This is a genomic window from Leisingera sp. G5_S3_59_S7 (assembly GCF_054968485.1).
Genome location: NZ_JBQKUH010000039.1, coordinates 1 through 13,972, shown reverse-complemented (window position 1 = coordinate 13,972; position 13,972 = coordinate 1). Strand labels below are relative to the sequence as shown.

Here is a 13,972-nt window from a genome sequence, read left to right as displayed (position 1 = left end):
CACATGAGCGGGACAACATTCGGCAAGGGCTGCCATCTGCATCTGATCGACGGCTCGGCCTTCATCTTCCGCGCCTATCACGCGCTGCCGCCGCTCACGCGCAAATCCGACGGGCTGCCGATCGGGGCCGTGGCGGGCTTCTGCAACATGCTGTTCAAGCAGGTGGAGGACGCCAAGGGCCCGGATGCGCCGACCCATGTGGCGGTGATCTTTGACCATTCCGGCATGTCGTTCCGCAACGAGATGTACGATTTGTACAAGGCCAACCGCCCGCCCGCGCCCGAGGATCTGGTGCCGCAGTTCCCGCTGACCCGCGAGGCGACCAAGGCGTTCAACATCGCCTGCAAGGAGATCGAGGGCTTTGAGGCCGACGACATCATCGCCACGCTGGCGCATCAGGCGCGCGATGCCGGCGGGCGGGTCACGATCATCTCGTCGGACAAGGACCTGATGCAGCTGGTCGGCGGCGGGGTTGAGATGCTGGACGCGATGAAGAACAAGCGCATCGACAGCGACGGCGTGGTGGAGAAGTTTGGCGTCGGCCCGGAGCGGGTGGTGGATGTGCAGGCGCTGGCCGGTGATAGCGTCGACAACGTGCCGGGCGCGCCGGGGATCGGGATCAAGACCGCCGCGCTGCTGATCAACGAATTCGGCTCGCTGGAAGAGCTGCTGGACCGCGCCGAGGAGATCAAGCAGCCCAAGCGCCGGCAGACGCTGATCGAGATGCGGGAGCAGATCGAGCTGTCGAAGAAGCTGGTGCAGCTGGACTGCAATATGGAGCTGGACTTCACCCTGGATGATCTGGAGGTGATGGAGCCGGACGCCGAGACCCTGATGGGCTTCCTGACCGAGATGGAGTTCCGCACCCTGTCCAAGCGCATGGCCGACCGGCTGGGCGTTGAGGCGCCGGCGATCCCGGACGCGCCCGCCGCAGCGCCGGTCTCCGCGGCGGCAGAGGCGCCGGAGGCGGTGCCGTTTGACAAGGACAAATACGAATGCGTCCGCGATGCAGCAGCGCTGCAAGCCTGGGTCGACCGCATCCGCCAGCGCGGCTGGGTGGCGGTGGACACCGAGACCACGGGCCTGGATGAGATGGTGGTGGATCTGGTCGGCATCTCGCTGTGCGTGGAGGCGGGCGAGGCCTGCTATATCCCGCTGGCGCATAAGGCCGGGGGCGATGACCTGTTTGGCGGCGAGGGCCTGTCCGAGGGGCAGATGCCCCTGGAGGAGGCGGTCGCAATGCTGAAGCCGGTTCTGGAAGACCCGGCCATCATGAAAATCGGCCAGAACATGAAATACGACGCCAAGATCCTGCACCGCTACGGGGTGGATGTGGCGCCGGTCGACGACACCATGCTGATGTCCTATGCGCTGCATGCGGGGATGCACGGGCATGGTATGGACACGCTGTCGGAGCGCTATCTGGATCACACGCCGATCCCGATCAAGCCGCTGTTGGGGACCGGCAAATCGGCGATCACCTTTGACCGGGTGCCGATTGACGATGCGGTGCCTTATGCGGCTGAGGATGCCGACATCACCCTGCGCCTGTGGCAGCTGTTCAAGCCGCAGCTGCATCAGGAGCGGGTAACGACGGTCTATGAAACGCTGGAGCGGCCGCTGGTGCCGGTCTTGGCGGATATGGAGCGCAACGGCATCAAGGTGGACCGCGATACGCTCAGCCGGATGTCCAATGCCTTTGCCCAGAAGATGGCGGCGCTGGAGGCGGAGATCCACGAGCTGGCGGGCGAAAGTTTCAACGTCGGCTCGCCCGCGCAGCTGGGCGAGATCCTGTTCGACAAGATGTCCCTGCCCGGCGGCAAGCGCGGCAAGAACGGCAAGTATTCCACCGGCGCCGATATCCTGGAGGATCTGGCGACAGAACACGACCTGCCTGCCCGCGTGCTGGACTGGCGGCAGCTCAGCAAGCTGAAGTCGACCTATACGGACGCTTTGCAGGACCACATCAACCCCGATACGGGCCGGGTGCATACCTCGTATGCCCAGACCGGCGCCAGCACGGGGCGCATGGCCTCGACCGATCCGAACCTGCAGAACATTCCCGTCCGCACCGAGGAAGGCCGCCGCATCCGCGAAGCCTTTGTGGCGGAAGAGGGCAATGTGCTCTTGTCGCTCGACTACAGCCAGATCGAGCTGCGCATTCTGGCGCATATGGCTGGAATCGACACGCTGAAACAGGCCTTTGCCGAGGGGCAGGACATTCACGCGCTGACCGCCTCGGAGATGTTCGAGGTGCCGCTGGAGGAGATGACGCCGGAGATCCGCCGTCAGGCCAAGGCGATCAACTTTGGTGTGATCTACGGCATCTCGGGCTTTGGCCTGGCGCGCAACCTGCGCATCCCGCGCAAGGACGCGCAGGGCTTCATCGACCGCTATTTCGAGCGCTTCCCGGGCATCCGGAAATACATGGACTCGACGGTGGAGTTCGCCAAGGAGCATGGCTATGTGCAGACCCTGTTCGGGCGCAAGATCCACACTGCGGAGATCAACGCCAAGGGGCCGAAGGCCGGCTTTGCCAAACGCGCGGCGATCAACGCGCCGATCCAGGGGACGGCCGCCGACGTGATCCGCCGGGCGATGATCCGGATGCCGGAGGCGATTGCCCATCTGCCCGCGCGGATGCTGTTGCAGGTGCACGATGAACTCTTGTTCGAAGTGCCGGAAGCGGCGGTGGAGGACACCATCGCTGCCGCCCGCGAGGTGATGGAAAACGCCGCCGATCCGGCGGTGCATCTGGATGTGAAACTGGTGGTGGATGCGGGCCGCGGCCAGAACTGGGCCGAGGCGCATTAAGTCAGGTTTCTCAAGGCCGGCGGGGCGCTCCCGCCCGGCTTCGGCCTGCCGGTCTCACCCCGTTGGGCCCAGCGCCGCTGGCGCGGCGTGACGGGACGCGCAGCGGTTCGGCTCCGGGTCAAGGGAGGCGCCAGCCTCCGCGCGTTCAGCGCGGCTTGCCCTTGACGCGGCCTGCCCTGAAAACAATCGGAAACGCCTCTCAAGGGCAGCCCTGCCCTTAGGGGCTTCTCAGCAAGAAACCTGCGACGCGCCAGCGGCGCCCGGCCCAACGGCTGCTGCTGCATCTGCGATGCAGCGTGCAGCGGGCGGGAGCCGCCCTTGCGGTCCTCAGCCCTGCAGCGGCTGCTTGACCAGTTTCGCCACCAGCCGCCGCACCAGCGGCGCGGCGGTGAAGGCGACGGCAAAGGCAATCGGCCAGCTGGCCATCCACGCCTGCATCCAGTCCTGGGCAAAACCCGCGCCAAGCCCCAGCGCCTTCCAGGTCGCCACGCAGGTCACGATGCAGGACATCAGCCCCGACAGGATCAGGCTGAACAGCACAGGCGCAAAACGGGCGGGCAGCATCGGCGGCCTCCTTGGTCAACTCACCCCCGCCTTATGGCGTCCGCCGCATCACATTTCAATTCACGAATGTGTTTCCGCCCTGCGGCGGCTCAGCGCATCCAGGTGAGGCTGTCTTCGGTCCGGCGGGTCGAGGGGGTGTATTCGGCGCTGACCCAGCCGTCATAGCCGCTGGCGTCGATGGCGGCGAACAGCCTTTGGAAATCGACCGGCCCGGTACCCGGCTCGCAGCGCCCGGGGGCGGCGCCGATCTGCACATGCACCGCGCGGCTGCCGAAGGTCTCCCACACTTTGGCGGCGTCGCCGTGGATCAGCTGGGCGTGGTAGGCGTCATACTGGAGGCCGACATTGGGGCGGTCCACCGCGTCCAGCACCTCTACCGCCAGGGTGTAGTCATCGAGGAAATAGCCGGGCTGGTCGCCGCTGTTCAACGGCTCGATGGTGAACTGCTGGCCCGGCGCCCGGTCTGCGGCCCATTGCAGGTTTTCGACAAAGGTCTGCAGCGCGGCGTCGCCCTTGGCATAGCCCGCCATCACGTGGATTTTGCCCGCCTTCAGCGCCTCCGCGTAGCGCAGCACCCGGCGGATGTCGCGCTGGAAGCGGTCCGCCCCGTCCGGCACCGCCGCGTAGCCGGGCATGCCGCCGGTGTAATTCGGCGGCGGCGCGTTGATCAGCAGCAGTTCCAGCCCGTTGGCCAGCAGCGCGCGCTGGGTCTCCTTGGCGGCCAGCTCATAGGGGTTAAGGATCTCCACCGCTTCGAACCCGGCGGCGGCGGCGGCCGGAAACCGGTCGAGATAGGGCAGCTCTGCAAACAGCATCGAAATGTTGGCTGCGAATCTGGGCATGCGGGTCCTCCTGGCTTCACGGTGGTTTAGCTCGCGCGAATCCATGAGGCCAAGACACAGAAAAAGACGCATTGTCGCTTTCCCGCAAGGCAGCGGCCGCAAACCTTGGCTGCCGGCGGCAAAACCGGCAAGTTTTCGCTAAATTTTCGAGGGATAGCGGCCGGGCGTCAGGTCCGGTTTGCGCTCGGGCCTGCCGCTGGCGGCAGGCGGTTTACTCCGCGTCCAGCTCTGCCGAGGGGATCAGGGCAAAAAACTCCCCGTTGGACCAGACGCCGAACCAGCCGTCGTGGTGTTCGCCCAGCTCCGCCAGCCGGTAGAAGCTTTTACGGTCGATCAGCGCCTCAAGGCCTGCGCGGATCATGACATAGGGAGACGGCTCGCCGCTTTCGCCGTCGCGCTCCACCCGGATCGGGTGCTCCGGGCCCGCTGCGGCGGTGTCGCCGAGGCTGGTGGTGAAGGTGATCACCTGCTCGCGCCCCTGCCCCGCCGCGTCGAAATCCACCGCCACAAAGGGCGCGTCATCGACGGTGATGCCGACCTTTTCCACAGGCGTGACAAGGTAATACCTGCCGTCCTCCAGCTTGAGGATGGAGGCGAACAGCTTGACCAGTTCAAACCGGTTGAACGGGGTGCCGAGGTAATGCCAGCTGCCGTCGCGGGCGATGCGGATGTCCAGGTCGCCGCAAAACGGCGGATTCCACAGGTGCACGGGCGGCAATCCCTTCCCTTTTCCGGCCGCTTTGGCCGCCGCGGCGATGCCTTCGGCATCGGGGGTCACAGGTTTTTGTCCGCTCATTGCTTTTGCCATTTCCTGTCAGCACGATAGAGTAACAGCATACATCCGGGAAACGAGGAATGTCATGCCTGAAACGGACGATCTGCTGGCCGGTATCGAAGCGCTGGAAACCAAGCTGCAAGAGGCGCGCGCGTCGATCACCAAGCGCTTCATCGGACAGGAGCGGGTGGTGGACCTCACCCTCTCGGTGCTGCTGTGCGGCGGTCACGGGCTGCTGATCGGCCTGCCGGGGCTGGGCAAGACCCGGCTGGTGGAAACCCTGAGCACGGTGATGGGGCTGGACGGCAACCGGATCCAGTTCACCCCGGACCTGATGCCCGCCGATATTCTGGGCTCCGAGGTGCTGGACACCGCTGCCGACGGGCACCGGTCGTTCCGGTTTGTGCCGGGGCCGGTGTTCTGCCAGCTGTTGATGGCGGATGAGATCAACCGCGCCAGCCCGCGCACCCAGTCGGCGCTGTTGCAGGCGATGCAGGAGCGGGTGGTGACGGTGGCGGGCGAGGACCGCTCCCTGGGGGCGCCGTTCCATGTGCTGGCGACCCAGAACCCGATTGAGCAGGAAGGCACCTATCCGCTGCCGGAAGCGCAGCTGGACCGGTTCCTGCTGCAGATCGACGTGAATTACCCCGACCGCGCGACCGAGCGGGATATCCTGCTGGCCACCACCGGGGCGGAGGAAGCGGAGGCTTATCAGGTGTTTACTGCCGCCGAGCTGATCGAAGCCCAGGCCCTGCTGCGGCGGATGCCGGTGGGCGAATCGGTGGTGGAGATGATCCTGGACCTGGTGCGCGCCTTCCGCCCTGAGGAACCCGGCGTCTCTGAGCATGTGGCGCAGACCGTGGCCTGGGGGCCGGGTCCGCGGGCGGCGCAGGCGCTGATGCTGGCGGTGCGGGCGCGGGCGCTCTTGCAGGGGCGGCTGGCGCCCAATGCAGACGACGTGCTGGACATGGCGAAACCGGTGCTGAGCCACCGGATGCAGCTGAACTTTGCCGCGCGGGCACGGGGTGAAAGCCTGGCGGCGCTGATCGGGGAAACCGCGAGCGAACTGGCCCGGACCGGGGCCGCCGCGTGACCAGGCCCGCCGCCTCTCAGGCAGCAGCAGGACTGCGGCACCGGGCGGAGGCCGAGGCCAGCGCCCTGCCGCCCTTGCTGGTGCAGGCGCGGCATCTGGCGGGGTCCGTGCTGATGGGCGAGCATGGCCGCCGCCGGGCTGGTACAGGGGATGATTTCTGGCAGTACCGCCCGGCGCAGGCCGGCGACAGCCGCCGGATGATCGACCACCGGCGGTCGGCAATGGGCGATGTGCAATATGTGCGCGAGCGGGAATGGCATATCTCGCAGACGGTGCATCTGTGGGTGGATACTGGCGCCTCGATGCGGTTTGCCTCCTCGCCCAAGCTGCCGCAGAAGGTGGATCAGGCCCGGCTGCTGGGCCTGGCCGCCGCTGTTCTGATGGTGCAGGGCGGCGAGCGGGTCGGCCTGACCGGCGGCAGCCTGCCGCCCCGGCGCGGCAATGTGCAGATCCTGCGGCTGGCGGAAGCGCTGTCGGCGGATGATGCGCAAGATTACGCCCCGCCCGGCCACCGCGCGCTGATCCCGCATGCGCGGGCGCTGTTCATCTCTGACTTTCTGGGGCCGTATGAACCGGTGGAGCAGGCCCTGTCCAAGGCCGCCGCGCGCGGAGTGCGCGGCGTGCTGCTGCAGGTGCTGGACCCGGCGGAGGAGGCGTTTCCCTTTTCCGGGCGCACATTGTTTGAAAGCATGGGCGGCGGTGTCACACATGAAACACTGAAGGCCTCTGCCCTGCAGGAGCGCTATCTGGACCGGCTGGCGGAACGGCGGGACGCGCTGGAGCGGCTCTGCCGCGAGGCTGGCTGGCGGTTCGGGCAGCATCACACGGGCGACCCGGCGCAGGCGGCGCTGATGTGGCTTTACCACGCACTGGAGCGGACCGCGCCATGACCATAATTGCAGGCATCGGCTTTACCGCACCCTGGCTTTTGCTGGGGCTTTTGGCGCTGCCGGTGCTGTGGCTGCTGTTGCGGGCGATCCCGCCCGCGCCCAAGCGCCAGCCGTTCCCGGCGGTGACACTGCTGCTGGGCCTGAAGGATGACGAGAGCCTGTCGGACCGCACGCCCTGGTGGCTGTTGCTGCTGCGGCTGCTGGCGGTGGCGGCGGCGATAATCGGGCTGGCGGGGCCGGTGCTGAACCCCTCTACCGAAGACGCGGGCGGCAGCGGGCCGCTGCTGATTGTGATGGACGCCAGCTGGGGCGGCGCGGCGGGCTGGGAACAGACCAGCGCCCAGGCCGGGGTGCAGCTGGAGGAAGCGGGCCGGGCGGAACGCCCGGTGGCGGTCTTGCGCCTGAGCGCACCGGAGGTGTTGCAATTCCGCGCCGCCAGCGACTGGCAGCGGCAGCTGGCGGGGCTGGCGCCCCTGCCCTGGCAGCCGGGGCCGGAGCAGCTGGAGCAGGCTTTGGCGGCGATTGACGGGGCGGAGGGCGGATTTGACACCGTCTGGTTCAGCGACGGGCTGGAGTATCCGGGCCGCGAGGGGCTGATCGAGGCGCTGAGCCGGCGCGGCGGGATTGAGGTCTTTGAGCAGCCCTTGCCGGTGCTGGGCCTGCTGCCCGCGCGCTATACCGGCGGGGCGATTGAACTGACGGTCCAGCGCAGCCGCGCCGGACCCGCGCAGGAGGTTGCGGTGGTGGCGCAGGGCAAGGATCCCGGCGGCACCGAGCGCAGTCTGGCTGCGCTGCCGCTGCGGTTTGCGGATGGCGCCCGCGCGGCCTCGGCTGAGCTGTCGCTGCCCGCCGAACTGCGGGCGCGGCTGTCGCGGTTCGAAATCCGCGGCGAGACATCGGCGGGCGCGGTGGCGCTGACCGACGACAGCCTGCGGCGGCGCGAGGTGGCGCTGGTCTCCTCCGAAAGCGCGGATGAAGGCCTGGCGCTGCTGTCGCCGCTGCATTACCTGCGCCAGGCGCTGGCGCCCTCGGCCGAGCTGCTGGAGGGCGCGCTGCGGGATCTGCTGCCTGCGAACCCGGATGTGATCGTGCTGGCCGACGTGGCGCGGCTGGCGCCCGCGCAGGAAGAGGCGGTGATCGAATGGGTGGAAAACGGCGGCCTGCTGTTGCGCTTTGCCGGGCCGCGGCTGGCGGCCAGCGACACCGCGCGCAGCGGCGAGGAGCCCCTGATGCCGGTGCGCCTGCGCATTGGCGGGCGCAGCATCGGCGGCGCGATGAGCTGGGGCGAGCCGAAGACGCTGGCGCCGTTTGCCGAAGACTCGCCCTTTTACGGGCTGGAGGTGCCGCGGGAGGTGGCGATCAGCTCGCAAGTGGTGGCGCAGCCCGATCCGCAGCTGGCGGACCGCGTCATTGCGGAACTGGCCGACGGCACCCCGCTGGTCACCCGCAAGACGCTGGGCCAGGGCCAGGTGGTATTGTTTCACGTGACGGCGAATGCGGAGTGGAGCAGCCTGCCGCTGTCGGGCCTGTTCGTGGCAATGCTGGAGCGGCTGGCGGTGTCCTCCTCTGCCGCTGCGCCCAAGGCCGAGGATCTGGAAGGCACCACCTGGACCCCGGTGGAGGTGCTGGACGGGTTCGGCCGGCTGGAGGCGGCGGAAACGCTGCCGGGGGTCAAGGGGCCGGATCTGGTGGCGGCGCCCGCGGGGCCGGAACTGCGCCCCGGTGTCTACGACGGCGGGCGGCGGATGCTGGCACGCAACGTGCTGCGCCCCGAAGATGAGCTGCTGGCGGCGCGCTGGCCTGCCTCGGTGGAGGTTAGCGGCTATGACGCGCCGCAGGAGATGCCGCTGGGCGGGGCCTTGCTGACGCTGGCGCTGATGCTTTTGGCGCTGGATGTGCTGGGCACGCTCTTGGTGTCCGGTCTCTTGGGCCGGGCCCGCACCGCCGCGCTGGCGGCGGCGGTTGGGCTGGCGGCGCTGGCGGCGCCCCAGGATGCACGCGCGCAGGAGGGTCCGCCGCAGCAGCAGGCGCAGGCGGATTTCCGGGCGGCAGAGCTGGCCTCGGAACTGGTGCTGGCGCATGTTCTGACCGGCGACGCGGAGATCGACCGCCTCGCCGAGGCCGGCCTGCGCGGGCTGTCGGACACGCTGTTCTTCCGCACCTCGGTGGAGCCGGCCAACCCGGCAGGCGTCGACCTGGAGCGGGATGAGCTGGCGTTTTTCCCGCTGCTGTACTGGCCGGTCACGCGGGACCAGCCGCTGCCCTCCTCCGAGGCTTACTCGAAGCTGAACACCTATCTGCGGGCGGGCGGGATGATCCTGTTCGATACCCGCGACGCCGATCTCGCCTCTGCCGGCGCCAGCAGCCCGGCGGCGCGGCGGCTGCAGCAGATTGCGCTGCCGCTGGACATCCCGCCGCTGGAGGTGGTGCCGGAAGACCATGTGCTGACCCGCGCCTTCTACCTGCTGCAGGATTTCCCCGGCCGCCACAGCCGCGGCCCGGTCTGGGTCGAGGCCGCGTCGCCGGATGCGGAGCAGGCCGAGGGCATCCCCTTCCGCAATCTGAACGACGGGGTGACGCCGGTGGTGATCGGCGGCAACGACTGGGCCGCAGCCTGGGCGGTGGATGAAAACGGGCGGCCCTTGCTGCCGGTCGGGCGCGGCTATGCCGGCGAGCGGCAGCGGGAGCTGGCTTACCGGTTCGGCGTCAACCTGGTGATGCATGTGCTGACCGGCAATTACAAATCCGACCAGGTGCATGTGCCGGCGCTCCTGGACCGGCTGGGGCAATAGGGGTGGTTTCATGACACAGACGATCCTGTTTGACCCTCTGGTGCCCTGGCCCGTGATCTGGGCCGCGGGCGGCGTGACCCTGGCGGCGCTGCTGCTGGGGCTGTGGAACGGGCTGTCGGGCTGGGCCTTGCGGGCCTTGGCGGCACTGGTGCTGCTGGCCGCGCTGTCCGGGCCGGTGCATCAGAGCGAGGACCGCGCGCCGCTGGATGACATCGTGATCGTGGCGGAGGACCAGACCGCCAGCCAGCAGCTGCGCGGCCGGCCGGAGCAGATGGAGCGTGCCCGCAGCCAGCTGAGGGCAGCGCTGGAAAACCGGCCCGGCACCGATGTGCGCTGGGTCACCGTGCCGGATGGCGAGGGCGACGAGGGCACCCGGCTGATGGCGGCCATTGCGCAGGCGCTGGCGGACGAGCCGCGGGCGCGGGTCGCAGGCATCATCGCCCTGTCCGACGGCCAGGTGCATGACGCGGACCAGGCGGTCAGCCTGCCTGCGCCGATGCACCTGCTGCTGACCGGGCGCGAAGACGACTGGGACCGCCGCCTGATCGTCAAGAACGCCCCCGGCTTTGCCATCATCGGCGAGCCGGTCACGCTGACGCTCAGGATCGAGGATCAGGGCGCGGCGCCGGCTGAGGGCAGCTTTGCCGATCTGGACATCTCGGTCGGGGGCGATGAACCGCAGCGCTTTACCCTGCCCGTGGGCGTGGATTTCGAGCTGCCGATGGTGCTGCAGCACGGCGGGCGCAACGTGATCCAGTTCAGCGTGCCGGAAGAGCCGGGCGAGCTGACCGCGCGCAACAACGCCGCGCTGGTGCAGATCAACGGGGTGCGCGACCGGCTGAGGGTGCTGCTGGTGTCGGGCGAGCCGCACGCGGGCGGGCGCACCTGGCGCAACCTTCTGAAATCCGACAGCGCGGTGGACCTGGTGCATTTCACCATCCTGCGCCCGCCGGAAAAGCAGGACGGGGTGCCGGTGGAGGAGCTGTCGCTGATTGCCTTCCCCACCCGCGAGCTGTTCCTGGAGAAAATCGACGATTTCGACCTGATCATCTTTGACCGCTACAAGCGGCGCGGCATCCTGCCTGCGGTCTATCTGGACAACGTGGCCAATTACGCGATGGGCGGCGGCGCGGTGCTGGTGGCGGCCGGCCCGGATTTTGCCAGCGCCGACAGCATCTACCGCTCGCCGCTGTCGCTGATCCTGCCTGCCGAACCCTCGGCCCGGGTGCTGGAGGAGGCGTACCGGCCCGCGGTGACGGATCTGGGCAGGCAGCACCCGGTGACCTCGGGCCTGGAGGGGGCTGCGGACTGGGGCCGCTGGCTGCGCCAGATTGAGCTGAGGACGCCGGAAGGACATGTGCTGATGAGCGGCGCGGGGGAGCGTCCGTTGCTGGTGCTGAACCGGGTCGGCGAGGGCCGGGTCGCCTTGCTGGCCTCGGACCACGCCTGGCTGTGGAGCCGCGGGTACGAGGGCGGCGGGCCGCAGCTGGAGCTGCTGCGGCGGCTGGCGCATTGGATGATGAAGGAGCCGGAGCTGGAGGAAGAGGCGCTGTGGGCCGAGACCTCTGGCCAGCGGATGCGTATCCTGCGCCGCACGCTGGCCGGGCAGGCCGGGCCGGTCACGGTGACCAATCCGGATGGCTCCGCGGTGGAGCTGGATCTGCGCCAAACCGCGCCGGGCCAGTGGGAAACCCGCTATGAGGGGCCGGAGCCGGGTCTGTACCGGCTGCAGGAAGGTGAAGAGAGCACTGTGGTCGGGCTTGGCCCTGCCGCCCCCAAGGAGTTTGAGGAAACCATTGCCACAGGCTCCGTGCTGGCGCCGGTGCTGGAGCCTCTGCGCGGCGGCGTTCTGCGGCTGGAGGACGGGATGCCGTCCTTGCGCAGCGTGCGCGCCGGGCGCCCGGCCTCGGGGCGCGGCTGGATCGGGCTGACGCCGCGGGAGGCTTATGAGACGCTGTCGGTGTCCCAGGGGCCGCTGCTGCCGGCCTGGCTGGCGCTGGTGATGGCGGCGTTTTTTCTGGTGGCCGGCTGGCTGCGCGAGGGGCGGAGGTAGGCGGCTTTCGCACCCCGGGGCTCTCCCGCCCTTCGCAGGTTTTCTTGCGAATCCCGCGAACGTTGGGCCCGGCCCGGTTTCTGGAAAACAGCCCCGCCCCGGCTGATCCGCACCTTAGTCGATCCGCAGATTGACCCGGTCCGAGCGGCCTGCGCCATCCACAATCACCAGCGAGGAGAAGCCGGGGCCGGGGCTGGGGACGGAGAATTCGCGCCGGCGCTGGCCTGACAGCACCGGCCGGCCGTTCGCCAGCACCAGAAACGGCGCGGTGCCGCCGCGCAGTTTGAGCGTCAGGTCTGCGTCGTCCAGTGCCAGCCGGGCGCCTTCGGGCGGGAAAATCAGCTCCGGCGCACCGGCAGGCCGGGAGAAGGCGGCGTCGCGGGGGCGGAAGCGCTGCAGCGGCTGCGGCAGGTCTGCGGAGCTGACGATCAGCGTGGCGGGGGGCGGCGGCGGTAGAGGATCGAGCGCGGGCTTAAGCCGCCCGAAGGCCTCAAACAGTACCGGCGCGGCCAGATCGCCGCCGAAGATGCCGGGAACAGGTGTGCCGTCGGCGCGGCCCATCCAGACGCCGATCACGTGGCGCCCGTCCCAGCCGATCGCCCAGGCGTCGCGGTGGCCGTAGGAGGTGCCGGTCTTGTATGCGATCGTGCCTGCGCGCGCGCCAGCGGGCACCGGCAGGCCGCGCAGGATGTCGGCAACCTGCCAGGCGGCCTCGGGCGAGGTGAGGCGGCCTGCGGGTGCGGGCGCCTCACCCTGCAGCACGCGCAAGGCAGGCCCCTGCCCGCCTGCCGCCAGCCCGGCGTAGAGCTGCACCATATCCTGCAGGCTGATGCCGAGGCCCCCGAGCGACAGCGCCAGGCCCGGCGCGCCGCCGGGGAGTTCCGGTTTGGCGCCGCCTGCGCGCAAGGACGCCATCACCCGCGCCGGTCCCAGTTCCTGCGTCAGCTTCACCACGGGGATGTTGAGGGACAGCTGCAGCGCCTCGCGCAGCTTGATGTCGCCGCGGAATTCACCGTCGAAATTCTGCGGCGCGTAGCCTGCGAAGTTGACCGGGCCGTCGTGGATCAGGGTTTCCGGGTGCGCCAGGCCCTGGTCGAAGGCGAGGCCGTAGATCAGCGGTTTCAGGGTGGAGCCGGGGGAGCGGATCGCCTGGGTCATATCGACAAAGCCGCGCCGCTGCGCATCCGAATAACCGGGCGAGCCAACCAGCGCCAGCACTTCGCCGGTCTGGTGATCGGCGGCGATGAGGGCGGCGGAGAGGCGCGGGCCGGTGCTGCGGGCGGCCTCTGCCAGCAGCTGCTGCATCCGGGATTGCACCGCGCCGTCGAGGGTCAGGCGCAGCTGGCGTTTGCCGGGGTGCTGGTCGGTCACCCGGTCCGCCAGATGCGGGGCGAGGCGCGGGAAGGCGGCCATGCGGTGCGGCAGCGGGGTGCGGCGGGCGGCCTCGGCCTGTTCTGCGGTGACGATGCCTTGGCGCTGCATCCGGGCCAGCACGCGGTTGCGGGCCTCGCTGGCGGCGTCGGGGAAGCGGTCGGGGCGGCGGCGCCCGGGGGATTGCGGCAGGGCCACCAGCAGCGCGGCCTCTGCGGGCGTCAGGCGGTTCGGCTCCTTGCCGAACCAGCTGTAGGTTGCCGCGCGGATGCCCTCTGCCGCGCCGCCATAGGGGGCGTGGGTCAGGTAGAGGGTGAGGATCTGATCCTTGCTGAGCCGGCGTTCGAGCGCCAGCGCGACGCGCATCTGGCGCAGCTTGCCCGCCCAGCGGCCGGTGGTGCCGTCCTCCAAGAGGCGCGCGACCTGCATGGTGAGGGTGGAGCCGCCGGAGACCGCGCGCCCGTTCCGCAGCGCCTGGCCTGCGGCGCGGATCAGGGCGATGGGATCGACGCCGGCGTGGGAGCGGAAGCGCTTGTCCTCGTAGCGCAGGAGCATGTTCAGGAAATGCGGGTCGACGTCCTGGGGCTGGACGGCGAGGCGCCAGAGGCCGTCGCCCACGGGGTAGGCGCGCAGGAGCTTGCCGTTGCGGTCGAGGACCTCGGTGGAGGTTTCTGTCAGGGTGAGGGGGAGGTTCGTGTTCTCGATCCAAGTGTCGAAGCTGCGGTAGGCGGTGACCGTTACCGCAATCAGAAGCGCTAAGGCCAAAGCGCTCCGTTTC

9 protein-coding genes are annotated in these 13,972 nt (G+C 69.1%); 5 read left to right on the top strand and 4 right to left on the bottom strand.

Features of this window, described 5'->3' with window-relative positions:
* Positions 1–3 precede the first annotated feature (3 nt).
* Entirely contained in the window at positions 4–2,814 is a 2,811-nt protein-coding gene (gene polA, locus ACTRWG_RS16075) for a DNA polymerase I (RefSeq protein WP_027236120.1), read from the top strand.
* 327 nt (positions 2,815–3,141) lie between these two features.
* Here the strand turns inward: polA and ACTRWG_RS16070 are convergent, their stop codons facing one another.
* The 3 genes from ACTRWG_RS16070 to ACTRWG_RS16060 form a co-directional block, all read right to left on the bottom strand.
* Complete coding sequence (locus tag ACTRWG_RS16070) at positions 3,142–3,378, bottom strand: DUF2798 domain-containing protein (RefSeq protein ID WP_027236119.1); 237 nt, start codon at positions 3,376–3,378, stop codon at positions 3,142–3,144.
* A gap of 89 nt (positions 3,379–3,467) precedes the next feature.
* Entirely contained in the window at positions 3,468–4,220 is a 753-nt protein-coding gene (locus tag ACTRWG_RS16065; protein WP_027236118.1) for a hydroxypyruvate isomerase family protein, read from the bottom strand.
* Between the two features lie 211 nt (positions 4,221–4,431).
* Complete coding sequence (locus tag ACTRWG_RS16060; RefSeq protein ID WP_259957615.1) at positions 4,432–5,016, bottom strand: DUF1285 domain-containing protein; 585 nt, start codon at positions 5,014–5,016, stop codon at positions 4,432–4,434.
* A 64-nt stretch (positions 5,017–5,080) separates the two neighbouring features.
* On the opposite strand from ACTRWG_RS16060, the gene ACTRWG_RS16055 reads away from it, so the two are divergent.
* From ACTRWG_RS16055 to ACTRWG_RS16040, 4 genes are read left to right on the top strand one after another with little or no spacing between them, the layout of a single operon-like run.
* Positions 5,081–6,088: an AAA family ATPase gene (locus ACTRWG_RS16055; protein ID WP_462829586.1), complete on the top strand. Its 1,008-nt coding sequence runs from the start codon at positions 5,081–5,083 to the stop codon at positions 6,086–6,088.
* Positions 6,085–6,978 (top strand): DUF58 domain-containing protein, encoded by an 894-nt coding sequence (locus ACTRWG_RS16050; RefSeq protein WP_259957616.1) that lies wholly within the window; start codon positions 6,085–6,087, stop codon positions 6,976–6,978. Before ACTRWG_RS16055 ends, ACTRWG_RS16050 begins: the two co-directional genes overlap by 4 nt.
* The gene (locus ACTRWG_RS16045) at positions 6,975–9,770 is read left to right on the top strand and encodes a DUF4159 domain-containing protein (RefSeq protein WP_462829585.1); all 2,796 of its coding nucleotides are present in this window, start codon (positions 6,975–6,977) and stop codon (positions 9,768–9,770) included. Before ACTRWG_RS16050 ends, ACTRWG_RS16045 begins: the two co-directional genes overlap by 4 nt.
* A gap of 10 nt (positions 9,771–9,780) precedes the next feature.
* On the top strand, positions 9,781–11,823 hold the full coding sequence (locus ACTRWG_RS16040) for a membrane protein (protein ID WP_027236113.1): 2,043 nt from the start codon (positions 9,781–9,783) through the stop codon (positions 11,821–11,823).
* A 114-nt stretch (positions 11,824–11,937) separates the two neighbouring features.
* Here the strand turns inward: ACTRWG_RS16040 and pbpC are convergent.
* On the bottom strand, positions 11,938–13,972 hold a 2,035-nt coding region (gene pbpC / locus ACTRWG_RS16035), incomplete at its 5' end, for a penicillin-binding protein 1C (protein ID WP_462829584.1).